This window comes from Qipengyuania sp. ASV99 (genome assembly GCF_047872805.1).
GTDB lineage: Bacteria > Pseudomonadota > Alphaproteobacteria > Sphingomonadales > Sphingomonadaceae > Erythrobacter.
In genome coordinates this window covers 22,266-41,691 of the sequence record NZ_JBLQUK010000016.1, presented here as the reverse complement: position 1 = coordinate 41,691, position 19,426 = coordinate 22,266, and the positions used below count along the sequence as shown (strand labels likewise).

Genomic DNA, 19,426 nt, shown 5'->3' with positions numbered 1-19,426 from the left:
GGTGTCGGCCGCCACTCAGGCGTTTCTTGAAATGCTCGCAGCGGAACGCGGCGCGGCGGCCAACACGCTGGCGGCCTATCGCCGCGATCTGGACGGGGCAGAGGATGCGCTGGGCGATCTGGCAAAGGTTCCGCGCGCGGCGGTGGCACGGCTGGCGGGGGAATGGGCGACGCTGGCCCCTTCCACTGTGGCGCGCAAGGCATCGGCGCTGCGGCAGTTTTTCGGGTTTGCCGTGGACGAAGGCTGGCGCGGCGACGATCCGTCGGGGGCGCTGCCCAATCCGCGTCAACGCCGCCCCTTGCCCAAGGTGTTGGGTCACGATGCGGTGCGGGCGCTGCTTGAACGCGCCGAACTCGAAGCCGCAACCGGCAAAAGCGCGGCGGTGCGGCAATTGGCGCTGCTCGAAATGCTCTATGGTTCGGGGCTGCGGGCGACCGAGCTGGTCGGTCTGCCGTTATCCGCTGTGCCCCGCGATGCGCCGCTGATTACGGTGACGGGCAAGGGTGGGCAGGCGCGCATGGTCCCGGTGAGCGAGCGGGCGCGAGAGGCGTTGACCCGGTGGACCGCGCTGCGCCCATCCGATCCGCCGTCGAAATTCCTGTTTCCCTCACGCGGGGGCAAACATCTTTCCCGCGTGAGGCTGTTTCAATTGCTCAAAGAACTGGCTGCGCGTGCCGATCTCGATCCGGCGGGGATCAGCCCGCATGTCCTGCGCCATGCCTTTGCCACGCATCTGCTGGAAGGCGGAGCAGACCTGCGGGTGCTGCAAACCTTACTCGGCCATGCCGATATTTCGACCACGCAGATTTACACGCATGTCGATGCGGCACGGCTGGTGGAACTGGTAAATTCGCGGCATCCTCTTGCCCGCCGGGGCCGGACAGACTAGCGCCGTGACCATGATTTCTTATCTCGAATTCGAGAAGCCGATCTCCAGCCTTGAACAGCGCATCACCGAATTGCGCAGCGTCGATGCGAATCACGAGGTCGATGTCGCCGCCGAGATTGAGCGGCTGGAGGCCAAAAGCGCAGAGCTGCTCGCCAGCACCTATGCCTCGCTCACTCCCTGGCAGAAAACGCAGGTCGCGCGTCACCCGCAGCGCCCGCATTTCCGCGACTATATTGCGCATGCCTTTACTGATTTCATGCCGCTGGGCGGAGATCGCTATTTTGGCGAGGACGAGGCGATCATCGGCGGGTTTGCCCGGCTGGCCGGGGCCGATGGGACGAGCCGCCGGATCATGCTGATCGGGCACGAAAAAGGCCACGATACGCACAGCCGCATCAAGCACAATTTCGGCATGGGTAAACCCGAAGGGTATCGCAAGGCGATCCGGCTGATGGAACTGGCCGGACGGTTTGGCCTGCCGGTGGTGACGCTGGTCGATACTTCGGGTGCCTTTCCCGGAATCGAAGCCGAAGAGCGCGGTCAGGCCGAAGCCATCGCCCGATCGACCGAGGCTTGTCTGGCGCTGCCGGTGCCAATGGTCGCCGTGATCGTGGGCGAGGGCGGTTCGGGCGGCGCGGTGGCGCTGGCCAGCGCGGAACGGGTGCTGATGCTGGAACATGCAGTCTATTCGGTGATCTCACCCGAAGGCTGCGCATCGATTCTGTGGCGCACAGCGGAAAAGGCCGCCGACGCGGCGCAGGCGATGAAGATCACCGCACAGCACCTCAAACGGCTGGGGGTGATCGACAGAATTGTAAAAGAACCTGTCGGCGGGGCACACCGTGATGGCGCGGTCATGGCGAGAACACTTGGCAAGGTCCTGAGCGAAGAGCTTGATCTGTTAGACAAAATGGACAGTGCGGCATTGATCCGGCTGCGCGAGGAGCGGTTCCTGCAGATCGGCGGATAACCATCGCGGGGGTTGCTTGCTCCGCGGGATTTCCCGATAGTTGATCCTGCAGGGAAACACCCCCGGGAGAGACGCCATGGCCAAACATCTTCGCAGAATTCTTATCGCAGGCAGCGCGCCGCTGGCGCTAGCGCTGAGCGGCTGCACTGGCGCTCCGGTGCCATCAGCGTCAACCCCGATCACCACCAATGAGGCGCAGCAGGGCGCCGAATATCACCCGCAATTGCTCGCCCAATTCGGCGGTGCGATGAGCGGGTCGCAGGCGCAATATGTCGAACAGGTGGGCAAGAATATCGCGGTGCAATCGGGCCTCGGCGCGGCGCGTGAAAATTTCACCGTCAGCCTGCTCAATTCGCCGGTGAACAACGCTTTTGCAGTGCCGGGCGGCTATATCTATTCCACGCGCCAGTTGGTCACCTTGATGAACAACGAGGCGGAACTGGCGGGTGTGCTGGGACACGAGGTCGGCCATGTCGCCGCGCGCCATTCGCAGCGCCGACAGCAGACCGCGCAGCGCAATTCGATCCTCGGCGTGCTGGGCGCAATTGGCAGCTCGATCCTGCTGGGTGACAGCGGCCTTGGCGAGACATTGTCGCGCGGGTTTCTGCAAGGCTCGCAATTGCTCACGCTCAGCTTTTCGCGCAGTCAGGAAACCCAGGCGGACGATCTGGGGATTCAGTATCTGACCCGTGCCGGATACGATCCGCGTGCCATGGGCACCGTGCTGGCCAGTCTCGCCGCGCAGAACGCCCTCGACGCGCAATTGCAGGGGCGCGCCGATGCCAGCGTGCCCGAATGGGCCTCGACTCACCCCGATCCCGCCAGCCGGGTGCAGCGCGCGCTGAGTGCGGCGCAGGGATTACCGGGCAGCGTAACCAACCGCGACACGTTTTTGCAACGCATCGACGGCCTGCTGTATGGCGATGATCCTGCTCAGGGCGTGATCGAGGGGAGCACCTTCATCCACCCTGAACTGCGCCTGTCTTTCACCGCGCCGCAGGGTTTTTACATGGTCAATTCGGCCACTGCTGTCAGCATCAACGGGCAAGGCGGTCAGGCGCAATTGACGCTTGCCCCCTATGCCGGGGATCTGGACAGCTATGTGCGTCAGCAATTCACCAAGCTTGGCGGGCAGAATGCCAATCTTGCGCCGCAAAGCCTTGAACGCACGACGGTCAACGGCATCCGTGCCGCCTATGGTCAGGCGCGGGTGAACAACGGCAATTCACAGGTCGATGTGACGATCTTTGCCTATGAATTTGCAGGCGACCGGGCCTATCATTTCGCCGCGATCACGCCCGCCGGGCAGGTCAACCCTTTTGCTTCGATGTTCCGGTCAATGCGGCGGATTAGCGCCAATGAAGCGGCGCAGGTGATTCCGCGGCGGTTGCAGGTGGTGACGGTGCAGCGCGGCGATACCGTCGCGGGCCTCGCGCGGCGCATGGCCTATGACAGCGCACAGGTCGAACGTTTCCGCGTGCTCAATGGGTTGGGAGCCAGTGACCAATTGACCGCTGGCCAGCGGGTAAAGATCGTGGTGCGCGGCCGGTAATCGGGTTCCAGCAAAGCGCGAAAAAAACGGCGGGGAAAATCCCCGCCGTTTTCTTTTTGCGAAAAGTCTTGCGACTTAGGCAGCCATTTCGGTCTGAACTTCCGAGAAAGTGTCGCTCAGGGTGTTGCCCAGCGAACCCATTGCAGTGATTGCTGCAACAGCGATCAGAGCTGCGATAAGGCCGTATTCGATTGCAGTTGCGCCCTGCTCGTCACGAGCCAGCTTGTTGAAAAATTTCATGTGTAGTCTCCTGGTTTGGTCTTCGGTACCCGTGCCCGTCCACGATAAACGAACAGACAGTTGCAGTTTTAATTGGCAGCCATTGAGAAATTCCTAACTCGGAACCTTTCAAATTTATGAACCGTTCATTGCTGCCACAGACGCAGTCTCAACTTCGCTCCATGTTTCGATGGTCGCCTGGGCAACGCCCTGGAGAGCACCGATCATGGCAATGACGATGAGGCTAACGATCAGTCCGTACTCAACGGCAGTGGCACCTGAATTGTCGTTTCCAATGTGCTTAAGGAATGTCGTCAAATTCATGAGATCACCCGTCACTACGTTCCTGATGAACAGATAATTCGGCGCATCGCGTTAAGAAAAGGTTGAGAGCGGGCACAAAGATGGAAAAAATTCCGACATGACTATAGGTGCAGCAGGGGAACCGATGTGGGTGGTTGCAGGGGCGCTCAGGGCTTCAGAAGACACATGGCTTATGCACCGCAGACCTTTGGAAAAGGAACACGGGGGCCTATGGGAATTCCCGGGCGGCAAGGTCGAACCCGCTGAAATCCCAGTAAAAGCCCTGATACGCGAATTGCACGAGGAACTGGGCATTGTGGTCGCCGAAACCCACTGCAGACCCGCCGGATTTGCGCAGGAAGACCCGCAGCAATTTGTTGGAAAGAAGCGCGGGCCAATTGTCATCCTGCTTTACACAATCACCGCCTGGCAGGGTGAGCCTCGCGCAATCGAGGGCGGGCGAATCGGCTGGTTTACCGCGCAGGAGATCGTATCCTTGGCCAAACCGCCGCTCGACCGCGAGCTGGCACGCAGCCTGTTTGGCGGTTGACGGCGCTGCCCCGAAGAAAGGGCAAAGAACTATTGCCAAGCCGCGCACACCTGCCTATGTGCCGCCCCCTGACGCGCACCCGTAGCTCAGCTGGATAGAGCACCAGACTACGAATCTGGGGGCCGGAGGTTCGAATCCTTCCGGGTGCGCCAAACAAGCCCGTCCCCCTTGGGGCGGGCTTTTTTGGTCCGAACGCGCGCTATTCCGGTGCGATCTCTTCCAGCGCGTGCATATCCTCATCCGAAAAACCGAAATGGTGCCCCGCCTCGTGGATCACGACATGGTGCACCAATTCGTCAAAGCCGATGCCCGTCTCGCGCATTTCGCGCAGCAAGGGTTGGCGAAACAGCGAAATGACCGGCGGCATTGGCGCGTGATCCCAGACCGATTGTTCGGGCAGGGGCGTGCCTTCATACAGGCCGGTCAGGTCCCAGCGATTACTCAGATCGACCGAAGCAAGCTGATCGGGCCGGGCAAATTCCTCTATCCGCACCACGAGGCCGGATAATCTGTCGCGGAACTCCGGCTGCAACCGCGCCAGCGACCGGCGCGCCGCCGCTTCAAATTGCGCGGCATCCGGATCAGGTCGCTGCGCGGGGGTGAAATCTGGCTCCATGTCACCGCCCGATATGGGAACGCCCCGGCCCGCGCGCAATCCTGCGACCAAAGGCAGGGCAATGGTCAGCCTGACCAGAGTTGCAAATTTTTGCCGGAACCCTTTGATGCCACGCGGATTTTCACACCTGAGCCCATCAAGACCAGCCGCGTTGACCCGCTCCGCGCAAATTTCGACTGCTAGGAAAACCAGTGCCATGAATTACATATGCGCGCATGATGACGATGAATTTGACCCGGAGAACCCTTTGAACAAGCCTGATGTGCCCGATGAAGTCCAGGAAGCGGTCCGCACTTTGCTGCGCTGGGCCGGCGATGATCCGACCCGCGAAGGGTTGATCGACACACCCAAACGGGTGGGCCGCGCGTGGCTTGAATATTGTCAGGGCAATCAGGAAGATCCCGCGATCCATCTCAGCCGCATCTTCGAGGAGGTCGGCGGATATGACGAGATCGTATTGCTCAAAGGCATTCCCTTCCATTCGCATTGCGAACATCACATGGCCCCGATCAAGGGCAAGGCGCATATCGCCTATCTGCCCGATCAAAAGGTCGTGGGAATTTCCAAACTGGCCCGCGTGCTGCACGGCTTTGCCAACCGGTTGCAGGTGCAGGAACGCCTGACCGCAGAAGTCGCGCAGTGCATCTGGGACAATCTGGAACCGCGCGGCGTCGCCGTGGTGATCGAGGCCGAACATGGCTGCATGGCCGGACGCGGGGTCAAGGTGCACGGGGTCGAAATGCTCACCAGCCGGATGATGGGCTGTTTCCTTGAAGACCACCGTAGCCGCAAGGAAGTGATGAGCCTGATGGGGTATTGATCGCGCGCCGCCGCCTGCGATTTTCCTACACGAAACAAATCGGTTAAACGCACAGCGCCCCCGATCCCAAGGGACCGGGGGCGCGGTTGATTGGTTTTCGCTCTTTCTTATCGTCCGGCGCCAGAGACACTTGAGAAAGTGATTCTTGTAGGAAAAGTGTCAACCGCGCGTCTGAGCATGGGAATGGCGGTTTTCCGCCATCTATCGCCCGAAAACGCCCGGAAATCCGGTTGACACATGGGCGAATGTGTCAACCGGTTCCGCCCATTCTTCACAGGGCTACGATCAAAGCTGACCCAGCATATGTTCCGCGCTCGACACTTTGAAATCGCCGGGGGCTTCGACGTTGAGCTGTTCGACCACGCCGTCATTCACCACCATCGAGAACCGCTGACCGCGCGTGCCCATGCCGAATCCCGAACCGTCCATGGTCAGTCCGACCGCTTCGGCAAAGCTGGCATTGCCATCGGCCAGCATTGTAATGTCGTCGCTGCCTGCGGCCTTGTTCCATGCGCCCATCACGAAGGCATCGTTGACCGCGGTGCCGACGATTTCATCAACGCCTTTCGCTTTGAGTTCGGAGGCCTTTTCGACAAAGCCGGGCAGGTGCTTGGCCGAACAGGTCGGGGTAAAGGCACCAGGGACCGAGAACAGCGCAACCTTTTTGCCCGCGAAATATTCGCCGGATTGCACCTGTTGCGGACCTTCGGCGGTGGCTTTCACCAGCGTCACATCGGGGAGTTTGTCGCCAACTGAAATTGTCATCACGCAATATCCTTTCAAACAGGGGGTTCGTCCGGGGCCGATATAGTCAGCCTGTCGTTCGGGGCAACAATTACAGATATAAAGATAAGTTTATATTTGCTTGTCAGGGGGCGCGCGGCTAGGGCGAGGCGCAAGAATTCAAGGAGACATTGACATGGCAACCATCGCCCCGACTGACATCGCCCCGACTCAGGAATATATCATCAAGGACATCGGCCTGGCGCAATATGGCCGCGATGAAATCCACATTGCCGAAACCGAAATGCCCGGCCTGATGGCCTTGCGCGATGAATATGGCGCAGCGCAGCCGCTGAAAGGTGCGCGCATCACCGGGTCGCTGCACATGACGATCCAGACCGCGGTGCTGATCGAAACGCTGGTTGCGCTGGGGGCAGAGGTGCGCTGGGCGACGTGCAACATCTTCTCCACACAGGATCACGCCGCCGCCGCCATCGCTGCACAAGGCATTCCGGTGTTCGCAATCAAGGGCGAAACGCTGGCGCAATATTGGGATTATGTGGGCCGCATTTTTGACTGGTCGACCGAGGAAAATCCCGACCTCACCACCAACATCATCCTCGATGATGGCGGCGATGCGACCATGTTTGCGCTGTGGGGTGCGCGGATCGAAGCGGGTGAAGAAATGCCTGCGCCGGGCAATGCCGAGGAAATCGAATTTCAGCGCGCGTTGAAAGCTTTTGTCGCCGCCAATCCGGGCTACCTCACCAAGAGCGTGAAGACCATCAAGGGCGTGTCGGAAGAAACCACCACCGGCGTAATGCGGCTTTACCAGATCGCCAAGCAGGGCAAACTGCCGTTCCCCGCGATCAATGTGAATGACAGCGTGACCAAATCGAAGTTCGACAATCTCTATGGCTGCAAGGAAAGCCTTGTCGATGCCATCCGCCGCGCGACCGACGTGATGCTGGCAGGCAAAGTCGCCTGCGTTGCCGGTTACGGCGATGTCGGCAAGGGCTCTGCCGCTTCGCTGCGCGATGGCGGAGCGCGCGTCATGGTCACCGAGATTGACCCGATCTGCGCGCTTCAGGCGGCGATGGACGGGTTTGAAGTCGTCTCGATGGACGAAGCCTGCAAGCGCGCCGATATTTTCGTCACCGCCACCGGCAACGAAGACGTCATCACCGGCGAGCATATGAAAAACATGAAGAACATGGCGATCGTCTGCAACATCGGCCATTTCGACAGCGAGATTCAGATTTCCGCGCTCGACAATTACGAATGGAAGGAAATCAAGGAGGGCACCGATATGGTGACCCTGCCCGATGGCAAATCTTTGTTGATCCTTGCCAAGGGCCGTCTGGTGAACCTCGGCTGCGGCACCGGCCACCCGAGCTTTGTGATGAGCGCGAGCTTTACCAACCAGACTTTGGCGCAGATCGAATTGTTCACCAAGTCGGACGAATATGAGAATGACGTCTACGTCTTGCCCAAGCATCTCGATGAAAAGGTCGCCGCGCTGCATCTGGAAAAGCTGGGCGTGCAGTTGACGCAGCTCAGCCAGAAACAGGCCGACTATATCGGCGTGCCGCAGTCTGGCCCGTTCAAACCGGATCATTATCGCTATTGATCGGGAGGAATGACCCCAAATTGCCGGGGTTTTAGCCGAGCGAAGCGGTTGCAAGCCGCTCACGCTCGGCATAGCTGACGGAAATGGAACTTTCGCCGCTGGCCCTGATTGCGATTGCCCTGCTGCTGGCGGGATGGACGATGGCGGCGGCGGTGATGGTGCTGAAAGCGGGGGCCAGCATCCGCCGCGCCAAGGCGCTGCAATCCACGCTCAAGCGGATGCAGCACATGCTCGACGTGGCGCCCGCGATCCCGCTGCTTGTGCGGGTCGATGGGCGGATCGAAGCGCCAGAGCGGCTGGCACGGTGGCTGGGCCTAGAAGCGGTGCCGAGCTATCTGAGCGAGCTTGCAAGCGCCGATGGCACTGGCCTGTCTGCCCGGCAGGTCGAGGAACTGAACGAAAAGGTCCGGGTGACGCAGAAAAGCGCGGCGCCGTTTCAGATGGTGCTCACCCCTCCGGGTTCGCGCCGCAGTCTGGCCTTGCAAGGCGCGCTGGCCGATCCGCAGGTGTCGCCGGGCGGGGCGGCGATTGTGTGGGTGTTCGATTTCACGGCGAGCGAGGATGAGCTGGCCGATCTGCGCGAAACGGCAGCGCGGGCCGAGGCAGATTTCGCGGCGCTGATCGGGTTGATCGAGGCTGCGCCGATGCCGATGTGGTTCCGCGACACCGATATGCGGCTGCGGCTGGTTAACCGCGCCTATGTCAGCGCGGTGGGCGCGGAAAGCCTGCAAGCGGTAATCGAGGGGCAGGTTGAGCTGCTTGAGCCCGATGGCGGCAAGAGCCCCGCCGACATTGCCCGCGAAGCCTTGACGCAACAGGCCGAGGTGCAGCGCAACGACGCGGTGACGATTGACGGGCAGCGGCGATCCTTGCGGGTCAGCGATCTGCCGCTGGGCAAGGACGGCGTCGCCGGATACGCTTTTGACATAGAAGAACAGCAGCAGGTTTCGCGCGAATTCAAGGCGTTCCGCGATGCCCAGCGCGCAATGCTCGATCAACTTTCGGTCGGGGTTGCGCAGTTCAATTCACAGGAGCAGCTGACATTCGCCAACCGTCCGTTTCGCCGGCTGTTCGGGCTAAGCCCCGGCACGGTTGAGGCGCAGATCGCGTTCGAACGGTTCCTCTCCGATGCTCGTGAGCATGGCAGCACGCCCGAAGTCCGCGACTTTCCCGAATGGCGCCGCGAACACCGAGCATGGTTCGATAGCACCGAATTGCAGGAGGAGAACTGGCCGCTACCAGGAGGCACGCATCTGCGGATCGTTGCCCAGCCCATGCCCGACGGAGGGCTGGTGATGATCGCAGAGGATCGCACCGAACAGCTCGCTTTGTCCGCGACCCGCGACACTTTGCTGCGCACCCGCACCGCCACGCTCGACAGCCTGATTGAAGCGCTCGCCATCTTTGCGCCTGATGGTTCGGTGCAATTGTGGAACCGCAGCTTTGCCGGGACATGGGGACTGTCCGGAGAGTTTCTCGATACGCATCCCGCCGCAGAGGCGCTGCTCGAAGCCATCGCGCGCAATCTGGCGCGGCCAGAGGAAGCGGAATTGATCGGCGGCGTGGTGCGTGCCGCGACGCTTGATCGGCGCGAAAAGCAGGGGCAGGTGGCGCTGAACGATGGACGCACGCTGAGGTTTGCAGGGGTGCCGCTGCCCGATGGCAATGGCCTGCTGACCGTGCTCGATATCACCGATTCGCAGAAGGCCGAAACGGCGCTGCGCGAACGCGCGGTTGCGCTGGAAGAGGCGGATGCGGTGAAAGCCCGCTTCCTCGCCAATATGTCCTATGAATTCCGCACCCCGCTGACCTCAATCGGCGGCTTTGCCGAGCTGCTCAAAAGCGGAGCGGCGGGCGAGATTGGCACGCAGGCAGGTGAATATGTTGATGCGATCCTGACCTCCGCCGCGCGGCTGACCGAACAGGTCGAAAATGTTCTCGACCTGTCGCAGAGCGAGGCGGGATTGCTGCCCATCGACAAGCAGGAGATCGACCTGCTGGTGTTCCTCACCGCGATGGTGAGGGAGCGCGAACAGGTGATTGTCGCCGCCGGGCTTGGGCTTGATCTGAAAGGGCGGCGCGGGCGCACGGTCGATGCTGATCGTCGCCAACTAGGCCGGGCGGTGGGCAATCTGCTCGACAATGCCATTGCCGGGACGCCGCGCGGCGGCAAGATCGTGATCGAGATACCCCCGCCGGGCGCAGGCGATGATTGGCGCGCGATGATTGTGATTACTGATAATGGGGCAGGGATGACAGCCGACGAACTGGCGCGTGCGCAGGGCGATCTCGCCAGCCGCGCCGCGCCCGGTGAAGAGGTAGGTGAAGAGCCGGGAAGGGCCACCGGACTGGGGATCAGACTGGCCCGGCAATTGGTTGAAGCGCATGGCGGCATGCTGGAACTCGCGAGTGAAAAGGGCGTGGGCACGGTTGCAGCGATCACCCTGCCGTGACCGGGGGCGCGCGCCACGACTTGCCTGATCTGGCGGCGATGGCAGCGTTTGGCGCGCGCATCGCTGCGCAGCTGCGCCCCGGCGATGTCGCAGCGCTTGAAGGGGAATTGGGGAGCGGCAAGACCACTTTGGCACGGGCCATTATCGCGGCACTGGGTTATCCTAGAGAAGTTCCTTCGCCAACTTTCACTATCATCGAAACCTACGATGCACCGCCCTTGCGACTGCCGATCGTCCATGCCGATTTCTACCGGCTCAAGAGCCCTTATGAAGTCGCCGAAATCGGTCTGGATGATTACCGCGAAGGGGCGGCCCTGATCGCTGAATGGCCGGATCATGCTGGCGGATTTGCGCATGAAGCGGCGTGTCTTTCCATTCGCCTCGAAACTGCGGACCAAGGCCGGATTGCGACTGTGAAATCGGGGGCCGATTGGCTAGGGCGAATGCCATGAGTGATTTGCCTGAGGGTTTGATCGAGTTTGTAAGGCGTGCGGGCTGGGGTGGGGCAGCGGTTGAGGCGATCCCCGGTGATGCCTCGTTCCGCCGTTACTTCCGCCTGCGCCGCGGTGATGGCGCGGCTGCAATGCTGATGTATGCGCCGCCGCCAGAGGAAGACCCGCAGCCGTTTTTACTGGTTGCCCAGTGGCTTAGCGGCAATGGGATGCGCGCACCCGAGATTCTGGCCCAGAATCCAAGAGAAGGGTGGCTGCTGATCGAGGATTTTGGCGAGGACCGGATGCGCGACTGGCTCGATGCGCATCCCGAAGATGAACTGGCCGCCTATGAAAGCGCGATTGATGCGCTGGTTGAACTGCACCGCCTGCCGCCGGGACCGTTTTCGCCCTATGATATCGACACTTATCTGCGCGAAGCCTTGCTGTTCACGCAGTGGTATGTCCCCGCGATTGCACTGAAGGTGGACGAGACCGGTTTCGAAGCCGCCTGGCGCGAGGTGCTGGTCCCGCTTGCAGCGCGGCAATCGCCGGGGGTTACGGTGCTACGTGATTATCATGCGGAAAACATCATGCTGCTGGATGGATCGCCCCACTCACCTCAAGGGCTGATTGATTTTCAGGACGCGCTGGTTGGTCATCCGGCCTACGATCTTGTCTCATTGTTGCAGGACGCGCGCCGCGATGTTCCGGTCGAACTGGAGGCTGTAATGCTGGCGCGTTACACGGCCAGCATCGGTGCCGACCACGAATTTGGCGGTGATTATGCGCGGCTTGGCGCGCAGCGCAACGCCAAGATCGTCGGTATATTCACTCGCCTCCATCGGCGCGATGGCAAACCGCGTTATCTTTCGCTGATTCCGCGCGTTTGGGCCGCGATGGAACGCGATCTGGCGCATCCCGCGCTGGAGCCGGTCGCGCGCTGGTTCGACGCCAACATACCCGAAAACTTGCGCCGCAGCGGCGGAGGAACGATCGTATGAGCGGCGCGGCAGCATTGGTGACTGACACTGCGATGGTGATGGCGGCGGGGATGGGCAAGCGGATGCGCCCGCTCACCGCCACCACGCCCAAACCGATGGTGCGCGTCGCGGGCAAGCCCTTGATCGACCACGCGCTGGACCGGCTGGCCGAAGCAGGAGTGACGCGGACAGTGGTCAATGTCCATTATCTCGCCGATGCGCTGGAGGCGCATGTGACCGGGCGTGTGATGCCCCGGGTCACGATTTCCGATGAGCGGAGCGAATTGCTGGAAACCGGCGGCGGTTTGATCAAGGCGCGCGCTCTCCTGCCCGATCCGTTTTTCTGCCTCAACGCCGACAACATTTGGATCGACGGTCCCGGCAATGCCTTTGCCGAACTATCGGCGCGGTGGGACCCGGCAAGAATGGACGCGCTGCTGTTGGTGGTGAGTCATGCACGCGCGGCCAATTTCGATGGGCCGGGCGATTTTCACATGGACCCGCTGGGTCAAATCTCGCGCCGCCACGGAGGCCGGATCGCACCGTTTATCTACACCGGCATTCAACTCGTATCGCAGCGGCTGCTGCGCGATGCACCGGCAGGCAAATTTTCGACCAACATCTTGTGGAACCGGGCGATCGAGGAAGGGCGGCTTTACGGCGTCCCGTTCACCGGGCTGTGGTTCGAGGTCGGCACGCCGCAGGCCATTGCGCCGACCGAATATGCGCTGCGCAATGGGTGAGGGCGCCGCGCTTTCGGTTTACTCAATCGCCGCACATCGCGGGTTTGCTGATGCGCTCGTTGCGGGTCTGGTGCCGCGCTACGGCGAGCAGGATTTGGGTCTGGCGCGGCTGACCTTACTGGTGCCCAGCAGCCGTGCGGCGCGCACCATTTCCGAAGCCTTCATTCGCCATTGCGGCGCGACCGGTGCGGCGGGCATGTTGATGCCGCGCATGGTGACGGTCGGTGATCTCGATCTTGATGAGGCATTGGGCGCGCTGCTCGATCCCTTGGGCGCGAGCGATATTCCTCCGGCTGTGGAGCCGACCCGGCGCTGGCTCGAAATTGCCGAACTGATCGCGCTGGAACACGCTGCGCAGGGCGACACGCCGCTGCCGGGCGCGGCGCGATTGCGGCTGGCGCGCGAAATGGCGCGGGTCATGGATCGGTTGCTGGTCGAGGAAAAAGCGCCCGAAGACCTCACCAGCCAATCGGTGCTCGACATGCTTGGCGACTTGTCGGGTCACTGGCAGAATTCATTGCGCCTGTTTGCCCGGGTGCAGGCGCGCTGGCGCGGGCGGCTGGATGAACTGGGAGCAGTCGATGCTGCGACCCGGCGCAATTTGCTGTTCGCGCGGGCCACGCGCAAATGGCGTGAGACGCCGCCTGAAGCTCCGATTGTTGCTGCCGGCGTTACCAGTGCTTCCCCGGCCTTGGCGCGGATGCTGCGGGTCATTGCTGGATTGCCGGGCGGCGCGGTGGTGTTGCCCGATCTTGATCTTTCCTTGAGCGAAGATGCATGGGCAGAGCTGGGCCGGGCAGGCGCGTCGCCCGAACCGGGCGGTCAGACATTTGGCGCGCGCGACGCGCTGACCCATCCGCAATACCATCTCAAATTGCTGCTTGGGCGGATGGGAGTGGCGCGCGCCGAGGTGCGCCCATGGCACCGCAAAGGATTGTCCGCCGCACCGCCAGCGCGCAGCCGTGCAATCAGTTCGCTGTTCCTGCCGCCGCAAGCGAGCAAGGCATGGATCGACCTCGATTCTGACGAGCGCCGTCTCTCGGGCGTTCGGATCATGACCAACGCGACTGGCGAAGAGGAAGCGCAGGCCATCGCGCTGATTGTGCGTGAAGCGCTGGAGACGCCGGAAAAGCGCGTCGCCGTGATGACCGCAGATCGGTCGTTGGCGCGGCGGGTGGCGCAGCATCTGGCGCGCTGGAATATCGATGCAGACGACAGCGCGGGCCAGACGCTATCGCTGACGCCCGCGGGTCGGCTGCTCGGCTTGCTCGCGGAACTGGTGTCGCATGGTCCCGATCCGGTGCGGGTGATCGCTGCGCTGTCCCATCCGCTGGTGCGCAAGGGCGATGATGAGGCGCGACGGGAGTGGCTGCGGTCCCTGCGCGTCTTTGACCGCCGATTGCGCAGGCAGACACCCGCGCCCGGGCTGACACCTTTGCGCGAAATCGCGCGCGGCGGCGGGGTGGCAGAATGGTGGGACGAAGCCGAAGCAGTCATTGCGCCTTTGATCGATGATAGTGCCGCAATGGGGCTGGCCGATGCGCTTGACCGGCTTGCCATGGCTGCTGAGGCGTTGGCGGGAGAAGCGGTCTGGTCACGCGAAGATGGCCGCGCGCTTGGCGCAATGGTCGAGGATCTGCGTCGCCTCGCTAGGGACATTGGCACGATCGCCGCGCCCGCTGACATCGCTGATGTCCTGCGCGATGCGATGGACGAAATTGCCGTGCGCCCGCCCTATGGCGGGCATCCGCGCGTGGCGATCTATGGCTTGCTCGAAGCGCGCATGACCCGCGCCGATCTGGTGATTTGCGGCGGCCTTAACGAAGGGAGCTGGCCGCAGGCACCGGGCGGCGATGCGTTGCTTGCACCGGGTGTTCTGCGTGCGCTCGGCGTGCCGGGGGCGGAGTATCGTATTGGCCTGTCAGCGCATGATCTTGCCGGAGCGCTGGGAGCGCCCGAAGTGGTGCTCAGCCGGGCGCAGCGCGATGCCGAGGGGCCGACGCTGCCGTCGCGGTTCCTGCTGCGGGTTGAGGCGTTGCTTGGCAGAAAAACAGCCGATGCGCACCGCGAAACGCGCATTCCTGCGATGCTGGCGCTGCTCGACCGCGAAGCTGATCCTGCGCCGGAATATCCGCGCCCGATGCCGCGCCCTGATGGCCGCCTTCGCAAAGTCGATGTCAAAGTCACCGCGCTCGACCGGCTGCGCGGCGACCCATATCAATTCTATGCGCAGGAAATCCTTGGCCTGAGCAAACTTGGGCCCCTTTCAGCGGATCCTTTTGACGACCCGGCTTTGCGCGGAACTCTGGTGCATAAAATTCTGGAGGCTTGGCACAGGGCTCGCGCGGTTCAGCCGGACCTGGCGCTGGTGCCTTTTGCCACGCGCAAATTTGCCGAGGCCCGGCTGCATCCGCTGTTCACGGGACTATGGCAGCCGCGCATACTCGCCGCGCTTGAAACGTTCGGGCAATGGATTGACAACGCGCAGGGCGAGGGCCGCAGCGTGATAGCATCCGAAGCTGACGGCGCGATGAAGGTCCAAGGCATCACGGTGCGCGGGCGCGCCGACCGGATCGACCGGCTGGCCGATGGGACATTGGCGATTGTCGATTACAAGACCGGTCCTCCGCCCAAGATGAAACAGGTGGTCGCGGGCTATGCGATGCAAATGGGGCTACTCGGCCTGATTGCACGCGATGGCGCGTTTTCCCAAGGCGCGATCAGCGGCGAGGCTGGCAAGTTTGAATTCTGGTCGCTGGGCAAGGACAAGGACAAGGACAAGGACGCTTTTGGTTATCGTCTGGAACCAGTAAAGATTAACAAGAAACGCACCGGCCTTACCCCCGAGGAATTCTTGCCCCGGCATGCTGATTTCCTTGACGAGGCGATCAGCAAATATCTGCTTGGCGATGCCCCGTTTACTGCCAAGGAAAACCCCGATTACGACGGCTATTCCGATTATGATCAACTGATGCGGCTCGAAGAATGGGCGATCCGTTTGAGCAACCAGCAGCGAGATGAAGCATGAGCGGTGCGGTTTTCAAACTGCTCGACAATCAACTTGCCGCCGCCAATCCGCGCGACAATGTCTGGCTATCTGCATCGGCGGGAACGGGCAAGACGCAGGTGCTGTCGGCGCGCGTTCTGCGTTTGCTGCTGACCCCGGGTGTCGATCCCTCACAGATATTGTGCCTCACCTTTACCAAGGCAGGTGCGGCGGAAATGGCGAACCGCATCAATGACGTGCTGGCGCGCTGGGTGCGGCTGGAGCCGGGGCGGCTGGGCAAGGATCTGGCGCATCTGGGTGCAGAGGTTGACCCCGAAACTCAGGCGCGCGCGCGGACGCTGTTTGCCAGCGTAATCGATTGCCCTGGCGGCGGTCTGCGGATCGACACGATCCATGCGTTCTCGCAGTGGTTGCTCGCCAATTTCCCCGAGGAAGCGGGCTTGCCACCTGGCGCACGCCCAATGGATGACCGTGACCGCAGCTTGCTCGCCCGCGAAGTGCTCGCCGAAATGTTGGTTGATGCAGAGGCGCGCGGGGATGCGGCGCTGATCGAGGCGGTCGGCGATTTTGCCCGCGTAAAGGAACCCGCGGCGCTGCGCGATTGGCTGATGCGCTGCGCCGGAGCGAACGAGCTGTGGAACGGGACCGCTGGTTGGCAACCGCCGATGCGCGCGCGGGTTTTGCGGCTGCTCGATATGCCCAGCGATGCCGATGAGGATTGGGTGACGGAGGGGCTCGGTCCTGATTTCTTCCCCGATGCTGAATTGCGAGCAATGCTGCCTTTGATGCAGCAATGGAAAGCCAAATTGGGGGCGGAAACTGCGGCTTTCATCACCAGCTGGTTAGACTTGGACATTCCCGAAAGATCAGACGCGCTTGGCGGTTTTCTGGACACCGTTCTAAAAAAGGACGGAGAAATTCGGGCCATGAAAAATCCGACCAAGGATGAACCCCGGTTGCCCGATTGGCAAAATATGATCGCGCAAGCTGTGGCAATGGTAAATGACCGCCGCGCATTGTTGGCGCTCGCCGATTTCCTTACCCCCGCGCTTGAAATTGGCCGCGCTTTTGCGCTGCGCTGGGAGGAAGCAAAGGCGCGCGAAGGACTGCTCGATTTTGACGACCTGATCCGCATGGCTGCGCATTTGCTCGGCTCAGCGACCGCAGCGGACTGGATCCGTTACAAGCTTGACCGCAGTTTCGACCACATCCTGATCGACGAAGCGCAGGACACCAACGCTGCGCAGTGGGACATCGTCTTCGCCTTGATTGACGATTTTTTCAGCGGCGAGGGCGCGCGCGGCGATCATCTGCGAACCATCTTTACCGTGGGCGATTACAAACAGGCGATCTTTGGCTTTCAGGGCACCAGTCCGGAGAATTTCTCGAATGCGAAGCGCAAGGTTGAGGCGCGCATCAATGCAGCGCGGGCGCATGCCCATGAAATGCGCGACAACCGCCGCCTACCGACGTGGAATGATCTGGATCTGGGTCGCTCGTTCCGCACCTCGCTCCCAGTGCTGGATTTCGTCAACCGGGCTATCGCAGCGATCGGACACGGCGAATTCGGGCTGATCGAAGCGCCTAAGGAACATGTCGGCGATGACCGAGCGGGACTGGTGACGCTGTGGAACCCCGTAACCGCAGGTGCCGAAGAAGCCGAAGACGAAGGCGAAGGCGGCGGAGACACTGATGACGAGCGCGGTTGGCTACCCGCGCATTACACTGTTCTGGCCGAACAAATCGCTGAACAGGTCCGCCGCTGGGTCAGCGATGAAGAGCCTTTCGTGCTCGAAAAAGGCGAGCGCCGCCATGCCCGCGCGGGCGACATCATGGTGCTGGTGCGGCATCGCAAACAACTTGCTGCAGAGATTGTTGCCAAACTGCACGCCAAAGGGGTGGCGGTGGCCGGGGTTGACCGCCTGCGGCTGGGCGCGCCGCTCGCGGTGAAGGATTTGCTGGCGGCACTGCGCTTTGCTGCGCAACCACTCGATGATCTCAGCCTTGCCAATCTGCTCGCCTCGCCGCTCATCGGCTGGAGCCAGGATGATTTGCTAGAGCATGTGCCCCGCGCGCCCAAATTGCCGTTATGGGACCATTTGCGCGCCTCTGAATATCCGCTGGTGGCGCAGACGAACGCGAAATTGCGCGACCTGCTGGCGCGGGCGGATTTTGAAACACCGCAGGCTTTGCTCGCTTGGCTGCTGACCGGCCCATGGCAGTCGCGGCGCGCTCTGGTTGCGCGCCTGGGGCGCGAGGCGAACGATCCGATTGACGAACTGGTCAACGCTGCCTTTGCCTATCAGAGCGCGCACACGCCCAGCCTTGCGGGATTTATCGAATGGTTCGACGCGGGCGAGGGGGAGCTCAAACGCGATCCCGACAGCGCGGGTGGTCAGGTGCGGGTGATGACCGTCCATGGATCAAAGGGATTGCAGCGTCCGATCGTCATCCTGGCCGATGCGACCGGTAAACCGGGTCAGAGCCGGGATCTTGAATTGCGCGATGATCCTTTGGGCGGAGATGAAAAGGATGCGCGCAAGGTTCCGTTGCCTCCGTTGAAAAAGGATCAGCAGGTCGGCCCAGTTCGCGCTGCGGCGGAACAGGCAGCGGTCACGGAAATGCAGGAGCATTGGCGCCTGCTTTATGTGGCGATGACCCGCGCGGAAGAAGCGCTGTTCATCGGTGGGTCACTGGGCCCGAAGGAAGCGAAAAAGGGCGTCCCCGAAGACAGCTGGTATGCGCATCTGGAGCCGATGTTCGACAGCCCGCTGCTCGCCGATCCGATCTGGGGCGCGCGGCGTGAATGGGGCGTGCGGGCCGATCCGCTGACGACGGGCGCTAAGAGTGATGTGGTGCATACCAGCGTGGATGTCCCCGCTTGGCTGAACACCCCCATCGGTCCAGAGCCGCGCCCGCCCAAACCGCTTGCGCCCAGCGGCGCGGGGGAAGAACGGGGTGCCGACCCGCCGCTTGCGCCCGATGCAGCGGCAATTGCGGCGCGCCGGGGGACATTGATCCACCGATTGCTCGAACGTTTGCCCGATCTTGATGCGGACAGCCGTCGCTCAGCCGCAGAAGCGTGGCTGACGCGGCAGGCTGGCGACCTTTCCTCCGAAATTCGCACTGAGATGCTGGAAAGCGCGCTGGCGGTGCTGGCGGAGCCGGAATTTGCCGCAATATTTTTGGGCGACGCTTTGGCCGAAGTGCCGCTGGCGGCAAACGTCGGCGGCGTGGTGGTTGCGGGCACGGCGGACCGGCTGCTGGTGGGGGCGGACATGGTCACTGTGGTGGATTTCAAGACCACTCGGCGGCCACCCGTCACGCTCGAAGCGATTCCAGCGGCGACGCTGCGCCAGATGGCGGCCTATGTCGGTGCGCTGGAGGCGATCTATCCGGGCCGCACCATCCGCGCCGCGATCCTCTACACTCAGACGCCGCGTCTGTTCGCAATCCCGGCTGATATATTGAACCGGCAAAAGGATCGGTTGGGAGAGGCGCAGGAAAGCTATACGCCCGAACCTATTGAGTGAAACC

The 19,426-nt window shown here is 62.0% G+C and carries 16 protein-coding genes and 1 tRNA gene; 13 read left to right on the top strand and 4 right to left on the bottom strand.

Annotated elements, in window-relative coordinates; genetic code table 11:
* The first annotated feature begins 1 nt into the window (after position 1).
* From ACM64M_RS14060 to ACM64M_RS14050, 3 genes are all read left to right on the top strand, one after another.
* Complete coding sequence (locus ACM64M_RS14060) at positions 2-889, top strand: tyrosine recombinase (RefSeq protein ID WP_416229339.1); 888 nt, start codon at positions 2-4, stop codon at positions 887-889.
* A 10-nt stretch (positions 890-899) separates the two neighbouring features.
* Positions 900-1,859: an acetyl-CoA carboxylase carboxyltransferase subunit alpha gene (locus ACM64M_RS14055; RefSeq protein WP_416229338.1), complete on the top strand. Its 960-nt coding sequence runs from the start codon at positions 900-902 to the stop codon at positions 1,857-1,859.
* 76 nt (positions 1,860-1,935) lie between these two features.
* A complete protein-coding gene (locus tag ACM64M_RS14050; RefSeq protein WP_416229337.1) occupies positions 1,936-3,411 on the top strand; it encodes a M48 family metalloprotease in 1,476 nt (491 codons plus the stop codon).
* 75 nt (positions 3,412-3,486) lie between these two features.
* Here the strand turns inward: ACM64M_RS14050 and ACM64M_RS14045 are convergent, their stop codons facing one another.
* Positions 3,487-3,651, bottom strand: coding sequence for a Flp family type IVb pilin (locus ACM64M_RS14045; protein ID WP_416229336.1), 165 nt, complete (start codon positions 3,649-3,651; stop codon positions 3,487-3,489).
* 114 nt (positions 3,652-3,765) lie between these two features.
* The gene (locus ACM64M_RS14040) at positions 3,766-3,969 is read right to left on the bottom strand and encodes a Flp family type IVb pilin (protein ID WP_416229335.1); all 204 of its coding nucleotides are present in this window, start codon (positions 3,967-3,969) and stop codon (positions 3,766-3,768) included.
* A gap of 82 nt (positions 3,970-4,051) precedes the next feature.
* Between ACM64M_RS14040 and ACM64M_RS14035 the strand changes: the two genes are divergently transcribed.
* Both ACM64M_RS14035 and ACM64M_RS14030 read left to right on the top strand, forming a co-directional pair.
* A complete protein-coding gene (locus tag ACM64M_RS14035) occupies positions 4,052-4,483 on the top strand; it encodes an NUDIX domain-containing protein (protein WP_416229334.1) in 432 nt (143 codons plus the stop codon).
* Positions 4,484-4,558: 75 nt separating this feature from the next.
* A tRNA-Arg gene (locus tag ACM64M_RS14030) sits at positions 4,559-4,635 on the top strand.
* Between the two features lie 47 nt (positions 4,636-4,682).
* Here ACM64M_RS14030 and ACM64M_RS14025 read toward each other — a convergent pair.
* Positions 4,683-5,297, bottom strand: coding sequence for a metallopeptidase family protein (locus ACM64M_RS14025; RefSeq protein WP_416229333.1), 615 nt, complete (start codon positions 5,295-5,297; stop codon positions 4,683-4,685).
* Between ACM64M_RS14025 and folE the strand changes: the two genes are divergently transcribed.
* Positions 5,296-5,919, top strand: a complete 624-nt coding sequence (gene folE / locus ACM64M_RS14020) for a GTP cyclohydrolase I FolE (protein WP_416229332.1) — start codon at positions 5,296-5,298, stop codon at positions 5,917-5,919. The two genes, ACM64M_RS14025 and folE, sit on opposite strands and share 2 nt — an antisense overlap.
* Positions 5,920-6,204: 285 nt before the next feature.
* Here the strand turns inward: folE and ACM64M_RS14015 are convergent, their stop codons facing one another.
* The gene (locus ACM64M_RS14015; protein WP_416229331.1) at positions 6,205-6,684 is read right to left on the bottom strand and encodes a peroxiredoxin; all 480 of its coding nucleotides are present in this window, start codon (positions 6,682-6,684) and stop codon (positions 6,205-6,207) included.
* A gap of 154 nt (positions 6,685-6,838) precedes the next feature.
* On the opposite strand from ACM64M_RS14015, the gene ahcY reads away from it, so the two are divergent.
* The 7 genes from ahcY (at position 6,839) to addA (ending at position 19,422) form a co-directional block, all read left to right on the top strand.
* The gene (ahcY, locus tag ACM64M_RS14010) at positions 6,839-8,272 is read left to right on the top strand and encodes an adenosylhomocysteinase (RefSeq protein ID WP_416229330.1); all 1,434 of its coding nucleotides are present in this window, start codon (positions 6,839-6,841) and stop codon (positions 8,270-8,272) included.
* Between the two features lie 83 nt (positions 8,273-8,355).
* The gene (locus ACM64M_RS14005) at positions 8,356-10,725 is read left to right on the top strand and encodes a PAS-domain containing protein (RefSeq protein ID WP_416229329.1); all 2,370 of its coding nucleotides are present in this window, start codon (positions 8,356-8,358) and stop codon (positions 10,723-10,725) included.
* The gene (gene tsaE, locus ACM64M_RS14000) at positions 10,722-11,177 is read left to right on the top strand and encodes a tRNA (adenosine(37)-N6)-threonylcarbamoyltransferase complex ATPase subunit type 1 TsaE (RefSeq protein WP_416229328.1); all 456 of its coding nucleotides are present in this window, start codon (positions 10,722-10,724) and stop codon (positions 11,175-11,177) included. The genes ACM64M_RS14005 and tsaE overlap by 4 nt, the downstream gene beginning before the upstream one ends.
* Positions 11,174-12,160, top strand: coding sequence for an aminoglycoside phosphotransferase family protein (locus ACM64M_RS13995; RefSeq protein WP_416229327.1), 987 nt, complete (start codon positions 11,174-11,176; stop codon positions 12,158-12,160). The genes tsaE and ACM64M_RS13995 overlap by 4 nt, the downstream gene beginning before the upstream one ends.
* Positions 12,157-12,882, top strand: coding sequence for a nucleotidyltransferase family protein (locus tag ACM64M_RS13990; protein WP_416229326.1), 726 nt, complete (start codon positions 12,157-12,159; stop codon positions 12,880-12,882). Before ACM64M_RS13995 ends, ACM64M_RS13990 begins: the two co-directional genes overlap by 4 nt.
* Positions 12,875-15,910, top strand: a complete 3,036-nt coding sequence (gene addB, locus ACM64M_RS13985) for a double-strand break repair protein AddB (protein WP_416229325.1) — start codon at positions 12,875-12,877, stop codon at positions 15,908-15,910. The genes ACM64M_RS13990 and addB overlap by 8 nt, the downstream gene beginning before the upstream one ends.
* Positions 15,907-19,422 carry a double-strand break repair helicase AddA gene (gene addA, locus ACM64M_RS13980; protein ID WP_416229324.1) on the top strand — a complete coding sequence of 1,172 codons (3,516 nt, stop codon included), beginning with the start codon at positions 15,907-15,909 and terminating at the stop codon, positions 19,420-19,422. The genes addB and addA overlap by 4 nt, the downstream gene beginning before the upstream one ends.
* The last annotated feature ends 4 nt before the right edge of the window (positions 19,423-19,426 follow it).

Excerpts from the sequence above, each read along its gene's own strand:
- addB (WP_416229325.1), top strand. The coding sequence starts at position 12,875 with ATGGGTGAGGGCGCCGCGCTTTCGGTTTACTCAATCGCCGCACATCGC.
- ACM64M_RS14005 (WP_416229329.1), top strand. The coding sequence starts at position 8,356 with ATGGAACTTTCGCCGCTGGCCCTGATTGCGATTGCCCTGCTGCTGGCG.
- ACM64M_RS13995 (WP_416229327.1), top strand. The coding sequence starts at position 11,174 with ATGAGTGATTTGCCTGAGGGTTTGATCGAGTTTGTAAGGCGTGCGGGC.
- ACM64M_RS14055 (WP_416229338.1), top strand. The coding sequence starts at position 900 with ATGATTTCTTATCTCGAATTCGAGAAGCCGATCTCCAGCCTTGAACAG.
- ACM64M_RS14015 (WP_416229331.1), bottom strand. The coding sequence starts at position 6,684 with ATGACAATTTCAGTTGGCGACAAACTCCCCGATGTGACGCTGGTGAAA.
- addA (WP_416229324.1), top strand. The coding sequence starts at position 15,907 with ATGAGCGGTGCGGTTTTCAAACTGCTCGACAATCAACTTGCCGCCGCC.
- ACM64M_RS14025 (WP_416229333.1), bottom strand. The coding sequence starts at position 5,297 with ATGGCACTGGTTTTCCTAGCAGTCGAAATTTGCGCGGAGCGGGTCAAC.
- ahcY (WP_416229330.1), top strand. The coding sequence starts at position 6,839 with ATGGCAACCATCGCCCCGACTGACATCGCCCCGACTCAGGAATATATC.
- ACM64M_RS14050 (WP_416229337.1), top strand. The coding sequence starts at position 1,936 with ATGGCCAAACATCTTCGCAGAATTCTTATCGCAGGCAGCGCGCCGCTG.
- folE (WP_416229332.1), top strand. The coding sequence starts at position 5,296 with ATGAATTACATATGCGCGCATGATGACGATGAATTTGACCCGGAGAAC.
- ACM64M_RS13990 (WP_416229326.1), top strand. The coding sequence starts at position 12,157 with ATGAGCGGCGCGGCAGCATTGGTGACTGACACTGCGATGGTGATGGCG.
- ACM64M_RS14045 (WP_416229336.1), bottom strand. The coding sequence starts at position 3,651 with ATGAAATTTTTCAACAAGCTGGCTCGTGACGAGCAGGGCGCAACTGCA.
- ACM64M_RS14035 (WP_416229334.1), top strand. The coding sequence starts at position 4,052 with ATGACTATAGGTGCAGCAGGGGAACCGATGTGGGTGGTTGCAGGGGCG.